General features: G+C 71.5%; 11 protein-coding genes. 4 read left to right on the forward strand and 7 right to left on the reverse strand.

Annotated elements, in window-relative coordinates; all coding sequences use genetic code 11:
- The first annotated feature begins 136 nt into the window (after nt 1–136).
- The 4 genes from gltB to ACFV1W_RS16555 all read left to right on the forward strand — a co-directional run bounded on the left by gltB (nt 137) and on the right by ACFV1W_RS16555 (nt 9025).
- Complete coding sequence (gene gltB, locus ACFV1W_RS16540; protein ID WP_380417223.1) at nt 137–4753, forward strand: glutamate synthase large subunit; 4617 nt, start codon at nt 137–139, stop codon at nt 4751–4753.
- Nucleotides 4746–6206, forward strand: coding sequence for a glutamate synthase subunit beta (locus ACFV1W_RS16545; RefSeq protein ID WP_380417144.1), 1461 nt, complete (start codon nt 4746–4748; stop codon nt 6204–6206). The genes gltB and ACFV1W_RS16545 overlap by 8 nt, the downstream gene beginning before the upstream one ends.
- Nucleotides 6207–6652: 446 nt before the next feature.
- Entirely contained in the window at nt 6653–7519 is an 867-nt protein-coding gene (locus tag ACFV1W_RS16550) for a helix-turn-helix domain-containing protein (RefSeq protein WP_380417145.1), read from the forward strand.
- A 48-nt stretch (nt 7520–7567) separates the two neighbouring features.
- Nucleotides 7568–9025, forward strand: a complete 1458-nt coding sequence (locus tag ACFV1W_RS16555) for an aldehyde dehydrogenase family protein (protein ID WP_380417146.1) — start codon at nt 7568–7570, stop codon at nt 9023–9025.
- A gap of 13 nt (nt 9026–9038) precedes the next feature.
- Here the strand turns inward: ACFV1W_RS16555 and ACFV1W_RS16560 are convergent, their stop codons facing one another.
- The 7 genes from ACFV1W_RS16560 to ACFV1W_RS16590 all read right to left on the reverse strand — a co-directional run bounded on the left by ACFV1W_RS16560 (nt 9039) and on the right by ACFV1W_RS16590 (nt 16782).
- Nucleotides 9039–9974, reverse strand: coding sequence for an AraC family transcriptional regulator (locus ACFV1W_RS16560; protein WP_380417147.1), 936 nt, complete (start codon nt 9972–9974; stop codon nt 9039–9041).
- Between the two features lie 21 nt (nt 9975–9995).
- Entirely contained in the window at nt 9996–10922 is a 927-nt protein-coding gene (locus tag ACFV1W_RS16565) for an NADP-dependent oxidoreductase (protein WP_380417149.1), read from the reverse strand.
- A gap of 138 nt (nt 10923–11060) precedes the next feature.
- On the reverse strand, nt 11061–11366 hold the full coding sequence (locus ACFV1W_RS16570; RefSeq protein ID WP_380417150.1) for a hypothetical protein: 306 nt from the start codon (nt 11364–11366) through the stop codon (nt 11061–11063).
- Between the two features lie 74 nt (nt 11367–11440).
- Entirely contained in the window at nt 11441–13276 is a 1836-nt protein-coding gene (locus ACFV1W_RS16575; RefSeq protein ID WP_380417152.1) for a bifunctional metallophosphatase/5'-nucleotidase, read from the reverse strand.
- Between the two features lie 254 nt (nt 13277–13530).
- Nucleotides 13531–14049, reverse strand: coding sequence for a hypothetical protein (locus ACFV1W_RS16580; protein ID WP_380417154.1), 519 nt, complete (start codon nt 14047–14049; stop codon nt 13531–13533).
- Complete coding sequence (locus tag ACFV1W_RS16585) at nt 14036–15691, reverse strand: VWA domain-containing protein (RefSeq protein WP_380417156.1); 1656 nt, start codon at nt 15689–15691, stop codon at nt 14036–14038. Before ACFV1W_RS16585 ends, ACFV1W_RS16580 begins: the two co-directional genes overlap by 14 nt.
- Nucleotides 15688–16782, reverse strand: coding sequence for a hypothetical protein (locus ACFV1W_RS16590; protein ID WP_380417157.1), 1095 nt, complete (start codon nt 16780–16782; stop codon nt 15688–15690). The genes ACFV1W_RS16585 and ACFV1W_RS16590 overlap by 4 nt, the downstream gene beginning before the upstream one ends.
- Between the last annotated feature and the right edge of the window lie 76 nt (nt 16783–16858).

Genomic DNA, 16858 nt, shown 5'->3' on the forward strand with positions numbered 1-16858 from the left:
GATATTCCGCTTCTCGGGATCCTGGGCAACCATGTAACTTGCACGACACCGCACCATCGCATCAGGGCCAACGTCGTCCCTACTTGCACCAACTTGCCGAAAGACGACGACGGGAGAGCCGATGCTGTCTGCATCCATGCACTCCGCCAACGAGCCCCAGGCCGGCGCCGCCCGCCAGCCGTACGCGCTCGTGCCGGATGCGCGACCTGCTGCTCAGGGCCTGTACGACCCGCGAAACGAGCACGACGCCTGTGGCGTCGGTTTCGTCGCCACGCTGACCGGCATCGCCGACCACACGATCGTCGAGCAGGCGCTGAACGTCCTGCGCAACCTGGAGCACCGCGGCGCCACCGGCGCCGAGCCGGACTCCGGCGACGGCGCGGGCATCCTGACCCAGATCCCGGACGCCTTCCTGCGCGGCAAGGTCTCCTTCGAGCTCCCGGCCGCCGGCTCCTACGCCGTCGGGATCGCCTTCCTGCCCGACGAGGACGGCGCCGCTGCCGCCGCCGTCGCACAGATCGAGGCGATCGCCGCGGAAGAGGACCTGACCGTCCTCGGCTGGCGCGACGTGCCGGTCACCCCGGACCTGCTCGGCGCCACCGCGCGCAGCGTGATGCCCCGGTTCCGGCAGCTCTTCCTCGCGAAGGACGGACTGGCCGGCATCGAGCTGGACCGCATCGCCTTCGTCGTCCGCAAGCGGGCCGAGCGCGAGGCCGGCGTGTACTTCCCGTCGCTCTCCGCCCGCACCATCGTCTACAAGGGCATGCTGACCACCGGCCAGCTGGAGCCCTTCTTCCCCGACCTGTCGGACCGCACCTACGCGTCCGCCATCGGCCTGGTGCACTCGCGGTTCTCCACCAACACCTTCCCGAGCTGGCCGCTCGCCCACCCGTACCGCTTCGTCGCGCACAACGGCGAGATCAACACGGTCAAGGGCAACCGCAACTGGATGCGCGCCCGGGAGTCCCAGCTCGCGACCGACCTCATCCCCGCCAACCGCAACGGGCAGGGTCTGGAGCGGATCTTCCCGATCTGCACCCCGGACCACTCCGACTCCGCCTCCTTCGACGAGGTCCTGGAGCTGCTCCACCTCGGCGGCCGCTCGCTGCCGCACTCGGTGCTGATGATGATCCCGGAGGCGTGGGAGAACCACGCCACCATGGACCCGGCCCGCCGTGCGTTCTACCAGTACCACTCCAACCTGATGGAGCCCTGGGACGGCCCGGCCTGCGTCACCTTCACCGACGGCACCCGGATCGGCGCCGTGCTCGACCGCAACGGCCTGCGCCCGGCCCGCTACTGGGTCACCGAGGACGGCCTGGTCGTGCTCTCCTCCGAGGTCGGCGTCCTCGACATCGACCAGCAGAAGGTCGTCCAGAAGGGCCGCCTGCAGCCCGGCAAGATGTTCCTGGTCTGCCTCAACGAGAACCGGATCGTCCCGGACGAGGAGATCAAGGCCGCCCTGGCCGCCGAGCACCCCTACGAGGAGTGGGTCACCGCCGGGCAGATCCAGCTCGCCAAGCTCCCCGAGCGCGAGCACATCGCCCACACCCACGCCTCCGTCACCCGCCGCCAGCAGACCTTCGGCTACACCGAGGAGGAGCTGCGCGTCATCCTCGCGCCGATGGCCCGCACCGGCGCCGAGGCCCTCGGCTCGATGGGCACCGACTCGCCGATCGCCGCCCTGAGCGAGAAGCCGCGCCTGCTGTTCGACTACTTCGTTCAGCTCTTCGCGCAGGTCACCAACCCGCCGCTGGACGCCATCCGCGAGGAGCTCGTCACCTCGCTGCTGTCCAACCTCGGCCCCGAGGGCAACCTGCTGACCGCCGAGGCCGCCTCCTGCCGCTCGGTCGGCATCACCTTCCCGGTGATCGACAACGACGAGCTGGCCAAGCTCGTCCACATCAACGCCGACGGCGACCAGCCGGGGCTGAAGGCCGTCACCCTGTCCGGCCTCTACAAGGTCGCCAGCGGCGGCGAGGGCCTGGCCGCGCGCCTGGCCGCGATCGCCGCCGAGGCCGACGCCGCGATCGCCGACGGCGCCCGGATCATCGTGCTCTCCGACCGGCACTCCGACGCCGAGCACGCCCCGATCCCCTCGCTGCTGCTCACCTCCGCCATCCACCACCACCTGATCCGCACCAAGCAGCGCACCCAGGTGTCGCTGCTGGTCGAGGCCGGTGACGTCCGTGAGGTGCACCACGTCGCCCTGCTGATCGGCTACGGCGCCGGCGCGGTCAACCCGTACCTGGCGATGGAGTCGGTCGAGGACCTCGTCGCGCAGGGCACGTTCTTGAACCAGGGGGGCGTCGACGGCATCGAGCCCGAGAAGGCGATCAAGAACCTGATCAAGGCACTCGGCAAGGGCGTCCTCAAGGTGATGTCCAAGATGGGCATCTCCACCGTCGCCTCCTACCGCGGCGCCCAGGTCTTCGAGGCCATCGGCCTCTCCCAGGAGCTGGTCGACGGCTACTTCGCCGGCACCACCACCAAGCTCGGCGGCATAGGCCTGGAGGAGATCGCCCGCGAGACCGCCGCCCGGCACGCCAAGGCGTACCCGGCCTCCGGCATCCCGGCCGCCCACCGCGCCCTGGAGATCGGCGGCGAGTACCAGTGGCGCCGCGAGGGCGAGCCGCACCTGTTCGACCCGGACACCGTCTTCCGGCTGCAGCACTCCACCCGCAACCGCCGGTACGACATCTTCAAGCAGTACACCGACCGGGTGAACGAGCAGTCCGAGCGCCTGATGACGCTGCGCGGCCTGTTCCAGCTGGACGGCCTCGGCCGCGAGCCGATCCCGGTCGAGGAGGTCGAGCCGGTCTCCGAGATCGTCAAGCGGTTCTCCACCGGCGCCATGTCGTACGGCTCGATCTCCCGCGAGGCCCACGAGACCCTCGCCATCGCGATGAACCGCCTCGGCGGCAAGTCCAACACCGGTGAGGGCGGCGAGGACCCGGACCGCCTGTACGACCCCGAGCGCCGCTCGGCGATCAAGCAGGTCGCCTCGGGCCGGTTCGGCGTCACCTCCGAGTACCTGGTCAACGCCGACGACATCCAGATCAAGATGGCCCAGGGCGCCAAGCCCGGCGAGGGCGGCCAGCTGCCCGGCCACAAGGTGTACCCGTGGGTCGCCCGGACCCGGCACTCCACCCCGGGCGTCGGCCTGATCTCCCCGCCGCCGCACCACGACATCTACTCGATCGAGGACCTGGCCCAGCTGATCCACGACCTCAAGAACGCCAACCCGGCCGCCCGCATCCACGTGAAGCTGGTGTCCGAGGTCGGCGTCGGGACGGTCGCGGCCGGCGTGTCCAAGGCGCACGCCGACGTCGTCCTGGTCTCCGGACACGACGGCGGTACCGGCGCCTCGCCGCTCACCTCGCTCAAGCACGCGGGCGGCCCCTGGGAGCTCGGCCTCGCCGAGACCCAGCAGACCCTGCTGCTCAACGGGCTGCGCGACCGCATCGTGGTCCAGACCGACGGCCAGCTGAAGACCGGCCGCGACGTGGTCATCGCCGCGCTGCTCGGCGCCGAGGAGTTCGGCTTCGCCACCGCCCCGCTGGTCGTCTCCGGCTGCATCATGATGCGCGTCTGCCACCTGGACACCTGCCCGGTCGGCGTCGCCACCCAGAACCCGCTGCTGCGCGAGCGCTTCTCCGGCAAGCCCGAGTTCGTCGTCAACTTCTTCGAGTTCATCGCCGAGGAGGTCCGGGAGATCCTGGCCTCGCTGGGCTTCCGCTCGATCGAGGAGGCCGTCGGCCGCGCCGAGCACATCGACGCCCGGGCCGCGATCGACCACTGGAAGGCCGCCGGGCTCGACCTGGCTCCGCTGTTCCACGTGCCCGAACTGCCCGAGGGCGCCGCCCGCCACCGCACCACCGACCAGGACCACGCCCTGGACAAGGCCCTCGACAACCAGCTGATCGAGCTGGCCCAGGACGCCCTGGAGCGTGGCGAGTCGGTCCGGCTCTCGCTGCCGATCCGCAACGTCAACCGCACCGTCGGCACCATGCTCGGCCACGAGGTCACCAAGCGGTACCGCGGCGAGGGCCTGCCGGAGGGGACGATCGACGTCACCTTCACCGGCTCGGCCGGACAGTCCTTCGGCGCCTTCCTGCCCAAGGGGATCACCCTGCGGCTGGAGGGCGACGCCAACGACTACGTCGGCAAGGGCCTCTCCGGCGGCGTGGTCGTGGTGCGCCCGGCGCGCGAGGCCGCGGCCATCGGCAACGACGCCCAGAACCACGTGATCGCCGGGAACACCATCGGCTACGGCGCCACCTCCGGCCGGATCCACCTGCGCGGCAAGGCCGGCGAGCGCTTCGCCGTCCGCAACTCCGGCGCGACGCTCGTCGTCGAGGGCGTCGGCGACCACGGCCTGGAGTACATGACCGGCGGCCGGGTCGTCATCCTCGGCGAGACCGGACGCAACCTCGCGGCCGGCATGTCCGGCGGCATCGCGTACGTCCTGGACCTGCGCCCCGCCAACGTCAACGACGGCATGGTGGGCATCGAGGCCCCCGCCGCCGCCGACCGCGACTGGCTGCGCGAGACCGTGCAGCAGCACTACGAGGAGACCGGCTCCACCGTCGCCGCCGAGCTCCTGGCCGACTGGGGCAGCGGGGTCTCCCGCTTCTCCAAGATCATGCCGACCGACTACAAGGCAGTGCTCGCCGCCAAGGACGCCGCTGAGCGCGATGGCCTCTCCGAGGCCGAGACCACTCGCAAGATGATGGAGGCGGCACATGGCTGACCCCAAGGGCTTCCTGACCACGCCCAAGCAGCTGGCCGAGCGCCGGCCCGTGGACGTTCGCATCCGGGACTGGAACGAGGTCTACGTCGAGCGCAGCCTCCTGCCGATCATCACCAAGCAGGCCGGCCGCTGCATGGACTGCGGCATCCCGTTCTGCCACAACGGCTGCCCGCTCGGGAACCTCATCCCCGAGTGGAACGACCTCGCCTACCGCGACGACTTCACCGGCGCCATCGAGCGGCTGCACGCCACCAACAACTTCCCGGAGTTCACCGGGCGGCTGTGCCCGGCGCCCTGCGAGTCGGCCTGCGTGCTCGGCATCAACCAGGACGCGGTGACCATCAAGAACGTCGAGGTCACCATCATCGACAAGGCCTGGGACCGCGGCGGGGTCACCCCGCAGGTGCCCGAGCGGCTCTCCGGCAAGACCGTCGCCGTCGTCGGCTCCGGCCCGGCCGGCCTGGCCGCCGCCCAGCAGCTCACCCGGGCCGGCCACACCGTGGTGGTGTACGAACGCGCCGACCGCATCGGCGGACTGCTGCGCTACGGCATCCCCGAGTTCAAGATGGAGAAGCGCCACATCAACCGCCGCATCGAGCAGATGCGCGCGGAGGGCACCCGGTTCCGCACCGGCGTGCACGTCGGCGAGGACATCACCGGGCAGCAGCTGCGCGAGCGCTTCGACGCCGTCGTGGTCGCCGCCGGCGCCACCACCGCCCGCGACCTGCCGGTGCCCGGACGCGAGCTCAAGGGCGTCCACCAGGCCATGGAGTACCTGCCGCTGGCCAACAAGGTGCAGGAGGGCGACCTCGTCGACTCGCCGATCAGCGCCAAGGGCAAGCACGTGGTCGTGATCGGCGGCGGCGACACCGGCGCGGACTGCGTCGGCACCGCCCACCGCCAGGGCGCCCTGTCGGTCACCCAGCTGGAGATCATGCCGCGCCCCAGCGAGGAGCGGCCCGGGCACCAGCCGTGGCCCACCATGCCGATGACCTACAAGGTCACCTCCGCGCACGAGGAGGGCGGCGAGCGGGTCTACTCCGTCAGCACCACCCACCTCAGCGGCGACGAGGACGGCAACGTCCAGGAACTGCACCTCGTCGAGGTCGAGTTCAAGGACGGCCGGTTCGAGCCCGTGCCCGGCACCGAGCGGGCCATCCCGGCGCAGCTGGTCACCCTGGCCATGGGCTTCACCGGGACGGACGTGAAGAACGGGCTGGTCGAGCAGCTGGGAGTGGACCTCGACGCGCGCGGTAACATTGCCCGCGACGGCCGGTTCGCCACCAATGTCGATGGCGTGTACGTCTGCGGAGACGCCGGCCGAGGCCAGTCGCTGATCGTCTGGGCCATCGCGGAAGGCCGTTCGGCCGCCGCCGCGGTGGACAAGTACCTGGGCGGCAAGACCCCGCTTCCCGCCCCGATCCGGCCCACGGACCGCCCGCTGGTGGTCTGACGGGCCCTGACGGTCCGACCGGCCCCACCCCGAACCCCCGGCGCCGCATCGCCGGGAGCTCAACCCGCTGCCCCCGCCAGCGTCGCCGGGCCAACGCGGTCTCCTGGCGCCTGCCCTCTTCCCCGACCAGTTGGAGGGCGGGCGCCGTCGCGTACCCGCACCCGTACCCGTACCCGCGCGTTCCCCCGCGCTTCCCGGGACCTTCCCGCGCTCTTCCCGTGCGCTCGGGACGCGTTCCCAGGCGCTTCTCACCTGCGCTCTCACCCGCCTCTTACCGGCGCTCCCACCTGCGCCTTCGCACCCGCCCCGCGAACCGCCTCACAGCTTCCTCCCAGCCTTCGCACAGCGGCCGGAACGCGCCCCGGGACGGACTGTTGTTCGTCGGTGCCAGGTGGCAGACTGCCGCCGACGGCCGGGGGGCTGCGCGAGTGCGGAGGTTGACTTCGATGGGCACGACTCAGGCAGGCGGAGGCGCCACCGTACGGCGCCTGCTGCTCGGCAGCCAGCTGCGCAAGCTCCGCGAGTCCAGAGGCGTCAGCCGCGAGGAGGCCGGGTACTCGATCCGCGCCTCCGAGTCCAAGATCAGCCGGATGGAACTCGGCCGGGTCGGCTTCAAGGAGCGCGACGTCGCCGACCTCCTCACCCTCTACGGCGTCGACGCCGAACAGGAACGGGCCAACGTGCTCGGACTCGTCCGGGAGGCCAACGCCACCTCCTGGTGGCACGACTACGGCGACGTGCTGCCCGCCTGGTTCCAGAACTACCTCGGCCTGGAGGAAGCCGCCGCCGAGATCCGCAGCTACGAGGTCCAGTTCGTCCACGGGCTGCTGCAGACTGCAGACTACGCCCGCGCCGTCATCGCCGCCGGCTGCCACGGCCTCCAGGACGAGGAGATCGAACGCCGGGTCGAGGTCCGCCGCAAGCGCCAGGACCTGCTCACCGCCGAACACCCGCCCGAGCTGCTCGCCGTCCTCGACGAGGCCGCGCTGCGCCGTCCCTGGGGCGGTCCGGAGCTGATGCGCGGCCAGCTCGACCGGCTGCTCGAACTCGCCGAACTGCCCAACGTGCGGCTGCAGGTGCGCCCGCTCGGCGGCCCCGCGCTGAGCGCCGAGAGCGGCGCGTTCAGCGTGCTGGGCTTCAGCGAGGCCGAACTCTCCGACGTGGTCTACCTGGAGCAGTTCACCACCGCGCTCTACCTGGACAAGCCCGCCGAGGTCGCCTCCTACCGGCAGGCGATGGACGGGCTGCTCGCCGAGAGCCTGGCGCCCGGCGCGACCCGCGACCTTCTGCACTCCGTACGCCAAGAGCTTTGACACGTCAGTACGATGAGGTCCCATCAGGTCGGGCACGAGAGGGATCAGATGTCGTACTTCTCCGAGTTGGCGCTGCAGTACATCGACGGCGAATGGTGCGGCGGCAGCGGCTCCTGGGACATCGTCGACGTCGACCCGTACACCGGTGACAAACTGGCCACCATCACCGTGGCCACCGTCGCCGAGGTCGACCGGGCCTACCGCGCCGCCGAGCGTGCCCAGCGCGGCTGGGCCGCCACCAACCCGTACCAGCGCCGGCTGGTCTTCGAGCACGCGCTGCGGCTGGTCGAGGAGCGCGAGGACGAGATCGTCCGGGCGATCATGGCGGAGCTCGGCGGCACCGCTCTCAAGGCCGGCTTCGAGCTGTCCCTGGTCAAGGACATGCTGCGGGAGTGCCTGCACCTGTCGGTGGCCTCCGAGGGGCGGCTGCTGCCCTCCACCGCGCCCGGCAAGGAGAACCGCCTGCACCGGCTGCCGGTCGGCGTGGTCGGCGTGATCAGCCCGTTCAACTTCCCCCTGTTCCTGGCCCTCAAGGCCGTCGCCCCGGCGCTCGCGCTCGGCAACGGCGTGGTGCTCAAGCCGCACCAGGAGACCCCGGTCGTCGGCGGCAGCCTGATCGCCAAGCTCTTCGAGGACGCGGGCCTTCCGCCCGGCCTGCTGAACGTGGTCATCACCGACATCGCGGAGATCGGCGACAGCTTCCTGGAGCACCCGGTGCCCAAGGTGATCTCCTTCACCGGCTCCGACCATGTCGGCCGGCACGTCGCCACCGTCGCCGCCGCCCACTTCAAGCGGACGGTGCTGGAGCTCGGCGGCAACAGCGCGCTGATCGTGCTGGACGACGCCGACCTCGACTACGCCGTGGACGCCGCCGTGTTCAGCCGCTTCGTCCACCAGGGCCAGGTCTGCATGGCCGCCAACCGGGTGCTGGTCGACCGCAGCGTGCTCGCCGAGTTCACCCACAAGTTCGTCGCCAAGACCGCCTCGCTGACCGTCGGCGACCCCCGGGACCCGGCCACCCACATCGGCCCGTTGATCAACTCCGTCCAGGCCGACGCGATCAACGCCCAGGTCGACCAGGCGATCGCGGCCGGCGCCACCGCGCTGCTGCGCGGGAACACGACCGGCAGCCTCATGGCGCCCACCGTGCTCACCGACCTGGCCGAGGACGCGCCCATCCTTCGGCGCGAACTCTTCGGCCCGGTGGCGCTGCTGGTGCCCTTCGACGGCGAGGACGAGGCCGTCCGGATCGCCAACGACACGCCCTTCGGGCTCAGCGGCGCGGTGCACACCGCGGACGTCGAGCGCGGGGTGCGGGTCGCCCAGCGGATCGAGACCGGCATGGTCCACGTCAACGGCGGGACCATCGCGGACGAGCCCGGAGTGCCGTTCGGCGGGGAGAAGGACTCCGGGGTCGGCCGGCTCAACGGGGAGTCCACGGTGGACGCCTTCACCACGGTGAAGTGGATCTCGGTGCAGCACGGCCGGGCGCCGTTCCCGTTCTAGAGCCCTCGGCGGTCTACGCGGCGCGGGCCTCCCGGCGGTAGCCGCCGGGGGCCCGGCCGAACTCCCGCTTGAAGGCCTTCGCGAAGGCGTACTCCGAGCCGTACCCGGTCTGCGCGGCCACCGCCGTCAGCGGCGCCTCCGACTCGCGCAGCAGCCGGGCGGCGGTGGTCATCCGCCAGCGGGTCAGGTACGCCATCGGCGGCTCGCCCACCATCGAGGTGAAGCGGCGGGCGAACGCGGCCCGGGACAGGCCCGCCCGGTCCGCCAGGGACTCCACCGTCCAGGCGGTCGCCGGGGCCTCGTGGATGGCTGTCAGGGCGGGCGCCACCGCGCTGTCCCGCAGGGCGGCCGCCCAGCCGGCGGCGGCCGCGGGGGGCTGGTCCTCGAACCAGGCCCGCAGGACGTACAGCAGCAGCGAGTCGATCAGGGCCGGGACGATCCCGGTCGAGCCGATCCGCGGGTTCTCCAGCTCGGCGCCCAACAGCTGCACCGCGGCGGCCAGTTCGGGGTGGCGGCCGTGCCGGGTCGGCAGGTGGATGACGGCCGGCAGCTGGCGGACCATCGGGTGCGGGCGGCCCTGGTCCAGGTGGTAGCTGCCGCACAGCAGGCTGGTGCGGGCGCCGTCGCCGCCGATGCTCAGGGTGCCGATCGGCGAGTCGTGGTCGATCCGGCAGGCCCGGGCGTCCACGGGCGGGGTGTCCGGGCTGTCGGCCAGCACGTGGCCGCGGCCGTCCCGCAGGAAGATGACGTCCCCGGGGCTGAGCGGGACGGGCTCACCGCCGGTGGCCGGGTCGGCGGGGACCATCCAGCAGGTGCCGTACAGCACCACGTGGAAGCCCGCCCCGGCCACCGGGGGCAGCCGAAGGGCCCAGGGCGCGCGGCCCTCGGTGCGCACCGACGCGGGGTGCGCCGTGCGCATCGAGGCCAGCGCCTCGGTCAGGATGTCCATCGTCCGCCCCCGGGGTTGTCGTCACTCAACGGTCAGCACGACCTTGCCCTGGACGGTACCGGAGGCGACCAGCTCGTGGGCCCGGGCGGCCTCGGCGAGCGGGAACGCCTCGGCGATGTGCGGGCGGATCCGGCCCTCGTCGACCAGGGCGGCGATCGCCTCCAGGGAGGTGTAGTCGGGCTCCACGAAGATGCCGGCGAACCGGCGGCCGGCCGCCTCGATCGCGGCGGCGAGCTCCCGGTCCCAGTGCTCCATGATGCTGACCAGGGTGCCGCCCGGCTTGAGCACCTTCAGGGCGCGGGTGTTCTCGGAGGAGGAGTCGAAGACCACGTCGACGTCCCGGACCGCCTCGGTGTAGTCGGTGGTCCGGTAGTCGATCACCTCGTCGGCGCCGATCTCCTTGAGGAAGGCGTGCTTGGGCTCGCTGGCCAGGGCGATCACGTACGCGCCGCGGGCCTTGGCGATCTGCACGGCGAGGTGGCCGACGCCGCCGGCCGCACGGTGGATCAGCACCCGGTCGCCCTCGCCGACCTCCGCCGCGTCCACCAGGCCCTGCCAGGCGGTCAGCGCGGCCAGCGGCAGTGCGGCGGCCTGGGTGTGGTCCAGGGTGGCGGGCTTGCGGGCCAGCTGGCGGGACGGCGCGGTGACGTACTCGGCGTAGGCGCCGGCCGAGCGCGGGAAGAACGGCATCCCGTACACCTCGTCGCCCACCCGGAACCGGCCACCGGCCGGGGCCTCCTCGACCACGCCGGAGACGTCCCAGCCCACCGTGAACGGCGGCTCGCCCAGCAGCGGGAACGCCCCGGCCCGCACCGCCACGTCCACCGGGTTCACCCCGGCGGCCTTCACGCGCACCAGCACCTCGCCGCCCACCGGCACGGGGCGCTCCACCTCGGCGAGCTCCATGGCCTCGGGGCCGCCGAACTCCTTCTGCGTGATCGCGCGCATCGAACTCTCCCTCATCCGGTTCAACACCGGCCCCCCGTGGGGCCGTTCTCGGTGTGCTCAACAGTAGGGAGATCGGAAGAGCGGATGAATATCCTCAAGTCTTCGCCGGATGTCCGATCGTCTCGCGGGGTGAGCGGATCAGGCTGAGTAGCGGACGAGGCGGTCGGTGGCGAGTTCGAAGTCGAAGGGGGCCGGGATCGGCACGCGGTCGCCGAACTTGCCGTGCCACTGCTGGTGGTAGCCGCCGGCGGACGGCTCGGAGTAGAGCGTGACGTCGCCCTCGCGCGGGTCGATCAGCAGGTTGCGCTGATGGATCGCGGACGGTCCGGCCGTCATGATGATCTCGTCGCCGGAGATCTCGATCTTCCATCCGGCTGGCGGCGTCAGACTCCGGGCGTACGCGAGCAGTTGGGCGTAGCGGTCGGGAGTCCGGAACTCGCTCACGGCTCCATTCTCCCACTGAGAACGGCACGAAGGCCGTCTGCGCGGGGGCAGACGGCCTTCGTGGAAAGGTGCGACTAGAACACCGGCTGGCCGGCACGGACGAGGCGCCAGGAGTCGGTGAAGAAGTCGGCGGGGTCGATGACGCCCTTGGCCTTGACCCAGGCGATCATGGTGTTGCGGATCTCGTCGGAGTTCGACCAGACCGCCTTGGCGGTGGCGACGTGCGGGAAGTTGCCGCCGCCGTTGGCGCGGTAGTTGTTGACCGCGAGGACGAACTGGGCGTTCGGGTCGATCGGCTTGCCCTGGAAGCTGAGGTTGACGATCCGGCTGCCCTTGGGCTGGGCGATGTCGATGTCGTAGCTCAGGCCGTAGACCGAGTCGTAGTTGTAGTCCGGGGTGTCCTCGGCGTTGGTCAGGGTGTCCTTGTTGACCGGGGCGCCCGCGGCGAGCTGGTTGTAGTACTTGGCCGAGAACTCCAGGTAGTCCTTGAGCTGGGCGCCCGTCAGGATGCGGGCCTCCAGGGTGTTCTCGTAGATGTACAGGCCGGCCGCGTCGCGCAGCTTGACCTGGCCGGACGGGATCAGCGCGGTGCGGTTGAACGGGGCGGCCTGGGCCACGACCGGGAGGTTGGCGTACTGCCCGCCCGCCAGCGCGGCCTTCACGGCGTCGGCCTGGACCCTGCCGATCAGGTCGATGATCGGGGTGGCCTTGAACCGGGCGTCGGCGATGGACAGCTCGATCTTGCTGGTGCCGATGTTCTGGTTGACGTACGCCACGACCTTCTTGTGCTGGCCGACGATGGCGTTGCTGATCTCCGGGTTCTCCGGCACGGTGTTGGAGTTCAGCACCCGGGCGGAGACCGAGGCGACCTTCCAGTGGCCGTCGGCGAACTCGACCTCGAAGTCGAAGCAGCTCAGGCGCTGGCCCCAGCACAGCGGCTCGGAGAGCACGACCGTCTTGCCGGTCTTCTTGTTGACGATGAGGCGCTGGGCGACCTCCTTGTGGGTGTGGCCCACCAGCACCGCGTCGATGTCCGGGACGGTCGCGGCCATCTCGCCGGAGGCGTCCTCGGGCCAGGGGAGCTGGTCGCCGTAGGTGGTGGCCTCGTCGATGCCGGAGTGGGCGGAGACCACGATGACGTCCGCGCCCGCGGCCTTCATCCGGGGCACGTACTTGGCGGCGGTCTCCACGATGCCCGGGAAGACCATCTTGCCGGCGACGTTGGCCTTGTCCCAGATCGCGATGCCCGGGTTGGTGAGGCCGAGGATGCCGACCTTGATCGGGGTGTCCTCGTCCAGCCACACCTCCTTGATCACGTACGGCTTGAAGGCGGGCCTCTCGTTCTTCGCGTGCAGCGCGTTGGCGCCCAGCAGCGGGAACTCCAGCTGGTCCTCGAAGGCCTTCACGGTGGGGATGCCGTAGTTGAACTCGTGGTTGCCGAGCGCGGCGGCGTCGTAGCCCATGAGGTTCATGGCGACGGCCATCGGGTGGTCCGGCACGTTGTCGCCGTCGGTGGCGATCGGCTCGATCCGCGCGTAGTAGTAGGTCAGCTGGGTGCCCTGGATGATGTCGCCCGAGTCGATGAGCAGGCAGCGGTCCCAGCCCTTCTCCTCGCGGACCTGGTTGGCCAGGGTGGAGATCTTGGCGAGGCCGACCGCGTTGTGGGCCTTGTCGACGTACTCGGCGTCGGTGAAGTAGTCCCAGTTGAGCACCCGGCCGTGGAGGTCGGTGGTGCCCATGACGGTGAAGGCCTGGCGGCGGGGCTTGCGCTTGTTGCCCTTGGCGGCCGCCGTGTCCGGCTCGGCGGCCGCGGCGGCGGGGGCGGCGGCGACGACGGCTCCGCCGGCCAGGGCGGCGCCGGCGGCGGTGGCGGCGGACCGGGTGACGAAGTCACGGCGGTTCAGGGACATGGACGACTCTCCCGAGTGGGAACGACGGCGGATGGGCCGTCAACTTGTGGACGTACGAGATGCGTGGCGCGTCCGCAAATGCGGTGACGCGCGTAGAAGGACGCGCGTAGAAGTGTGCCGTGCGGGCCGGGCCGCTGGATAGCCCCCGGACGTTTCCAGCAGGTGAGATCTTGGCGACTCGTTCGTGGCCGGGATGGGCGGGGCGGGGGTGGTATGGGACGGAACGGTCCGTCTCCGGCCACGGTGAAGGCCCCTCAGCCCAGCTCGGCGGCCAGCTGCTTCACCTCCCGCCCCAGCTCCGCCGCCGGGTCCGGCGCGTCCGGGCCCGCCCACGGCAGCCAGGTCCGGGCCCGCAGGTAACCGTCCACCGCGACCGGCAGCCGGTGCCGGACGATCAGGTCGGCCGTCGGACCGGGCCCCGTCTCGCGCAGCGCCGCCAGCAGCGCGTCCACCCCGGCCGAGGCGGGCAGCGGGACGCTGTCCAGGTAGGCGGTGAGCGCCTCCAGCTCGGGGTCGGGCGGCGGACCGGCCCTCTCAGGCGCAGGCGTGGGCGCGGGCGGAGGCGATGGCGCAGGCGGGGGCGGGGGCTTCGGGCCGGGCGCCAGCAGCGCGCCGGCCCCGTACAGCCCCGCCACCACCCCCGGCCACCACGCCCCGCCCAGCCCGGCGAAGTGCAGCCCCAGCCCGAGGGCGCCGCCCCCGCAGCCGACCAGGTTCCTGGTCGACTCCAGGTACCGCAGCGCCCTCCGGCCGTACCCGTCACTGGTAGCCACGGATCTCCTCGAACACCCCGTCCAGCGAACCGCCGCCGTCGAACAGCTTGCCGCCGCTCACGTCCGCGATCCCCTGCAACTGGCCCACCGCCGCCTCACCGAACTTGATCGGGAACACCGGGATCGACCTCTCGGCGGACGGCAGCGCGTCGTGGAAGCGCCTGAAGTCGCCGTCCGTGGCGCCCTCGTTGCTCTCCCCGTCCGTCATCAGCACGATCGAGGTGAAGCGGTCGTCGCCCGCCGCCTTCTGCTGGGCCTCGATCACCCGGTACGCCTGCTCCAGCGAGTCGTACAGCGCCGTACCGCCCTCGGCCCGCAGCGACTGGACGTCGGCGTTGATCGACGCCAGCTCCGCCTCCGGACCGGGCGTCCCGCCCGAGGGCGGCACCACGTGCGTCTTCGTCCACTTCACCTGCGACGCGAAGGAGACCAGCGTCACCTCCTCGCGGTCCCGGAACCGCCGCACGCCGCGGGTGTCGTCCGTGCCCGTGAGCCGGCCCAGCGCCGTCTTCAACGAGCTCAGCCGCGAACCCTCCATGGAGCCCGAGGTGTCCAGCACGTACACCGTCCTCGACGGGCGGCGCAGCTCGTTCTGGTACGAGGCCAGCAGGCCGTCCGCCACCGCCCGCGTCCCCGGGAACGGCAGCTCCCGGCGGCGGTCGGCCGGCAGCCCCGCCGCCGGCGCCGCGCCCGCCGTCACCGGGCGGCGCAGCGTCAGCTCCGAGATGCGCTGCTGCACGTCCTGCTTCAACAGGTAGGCGGCCAGCCGCTGGAAGGAGTCCCGCTCGCCCTGCCCGGTGGAGGACAGCAGCGACAGCGGGTAGTCCGCCGAGACCACGCCGTCCACCGGGCGCACCACCGTCAACCGCTGCTCCGGCGGCAGGGTCCTGTTCATCGACAGCAGCACCGACTCGTAGTTCACCAGCGCGCCCACCTTGCCGGGCTCGGCCCGGGTGTACGCCTGCGCCAGCCAGCCCGAGGAACCGGAGGTCAGCTTCTGGCCCGTGAAGAACTGCTTCAGCTGCGGCGTCGCCTTCTGCACGTCCGCCTCGGTCAGCGCCGCCCCGGCGCCCGAGAACGCCGAGGCCACCGCCACCAGGGTGGAGAAACCGGAGTTGGAGCGCGACGGGTCGGACATCCCGTACGACAGCTTCCCGGCCGCGGCCGCGTCGCCGACCTGCGCCCAGGTGACCTTCGAGCCGTCGCCCCAGCCGAGGTCGGCGAGCACCGAGGAGCGCACCCCCACCGCCACCGGGGAGACCATCACCGGGGTCTCCGACAGCACCTTGGACCTCCCGGTCGGATCCAGGCGCAGGTACTGGTTGGACGGGAACCAGACCGCGTCGTACTTGCCGTCCGCCCGGCCCGAGGAGACCGTGTCCGCGCCGTCCAGGGTGCCGGTGAAGGCCAGCTGCACCGTCACCCCGGTCGCCTTGCGGGCGTCGTCCAGGACCGGCTGGAGGTCCTGCAGCTCACTGCCGGCCAGGACGCGCAGAACGCCGGGGCGCGCGGTTTCGGCGAGCGAGCCGGTCGGGTTCGGCGGCGGCACCGGGGCGGGGGAGGAGGTGCAGGCGGTCGCCGCGGCGAGCACCGCCGCCAGCGCGGCGATCAGCCAACTGCGGCGTGTGGTCGGGTGGTTCACTTCGGGCTCCCCTTGGCCGCCGCGGTCAGTTTGAGCAGGTTGTCCAGGGACGGCACGGGCGACTGCTTCACCTTCGCCGCGTTCAGGTCCTGGGCGAAGGCCGGCTGCCTGCTGCCCTTCACCAGTTCGGCGAAGGCGCCCGGGCGGGCCTGCGGACGGAAGCCGAACCGGGCCTCCAGGGTGCGCAGCACGTCGTCGTCCTGGAGCAGGGCGGCCAGCTTCCTGCCGTTCTCCGTGCGGGCGATGATGGTGTGGTCGGAGTAGACCGTGGTGTCCGGGTACATCACCACCGTGTCGTCGGCCGACTGGCCCTGCGCCGTCAGCGAGGCGACCTGCGACTCGTATCCGAACAGCAGCGGATTGCCGACACCCGCCTGGAAGTCCCGGAACGGCTCGTCGCTGCTGCTCTTCTGGCCGCCCTGCATCGCGGTCGCCTGGTGCAGCACGGGCCGGGCGGCTTCGACGCCCGCGTCGTCGGAGACCACCTGGTGGTTGTTGAGGACGTACGACAGCAGCGCGACGTACAGCGCGCCGGAGGAGGAACTCTCCGGATCGGTGGTGGTGATGTAGATCGGCCCCGCCAGATCGCCGTGGCCCTCGGTGCCCGCCAGGTCCTGCCACCTGCGGTTCGCCTTCAGGACGTTGACGTACTCGTCCATCCTGAACGTCCAGACGCCCGAACCGTCCGGCGCGGCCAGCTTGTTGTCCTTGAGGATCTGCGCCACCGGAGCGTGCGCCACCACCACCAGCGGCGAGTAGAACGGCACCAGCGGAGAGTCCTGCTGCCCCCAGTTGCGCTGGATCTCGCGGGCCGGTGCGGTGCTCGCGGGAAACGCGAAGTCCAGGCCGGAGTTGCTCTTCGCCTGCTCGCTCATCGTCCAGGAACCGGTCGAGTCGGCGTGGACCTCCAGGCCCTGCCTCGCCAACTCCGCCTTCACCTCAGGACTTTCGAAGAACGCCCGCTTCTCCGAACCGATCAGCCCGGTGACCGTGACCGTCTGCCGCGGGTCCGGGCCGTCGTCCGGGACCAGCGCGTACGTCACCCCGCCCAACAGGGCCAGGGCGGCGACCACCCCCAGAGCGCGTCTCATTTGAGCGCCTCCCCCTCGTCGCTCCACACCCGGGCGCGGTCACCCGGGGGTGACGAGCGTCCCGCCGGGCGGGGAG

Source organism: Kitasatospora sp. NPDC059648, assembly GCF_042734825.1.
GTDB lineage: Bacteria > Actinomycetota > Actinomycetes > Streptomycetales > Streptomycetaceae > Kitasatospora.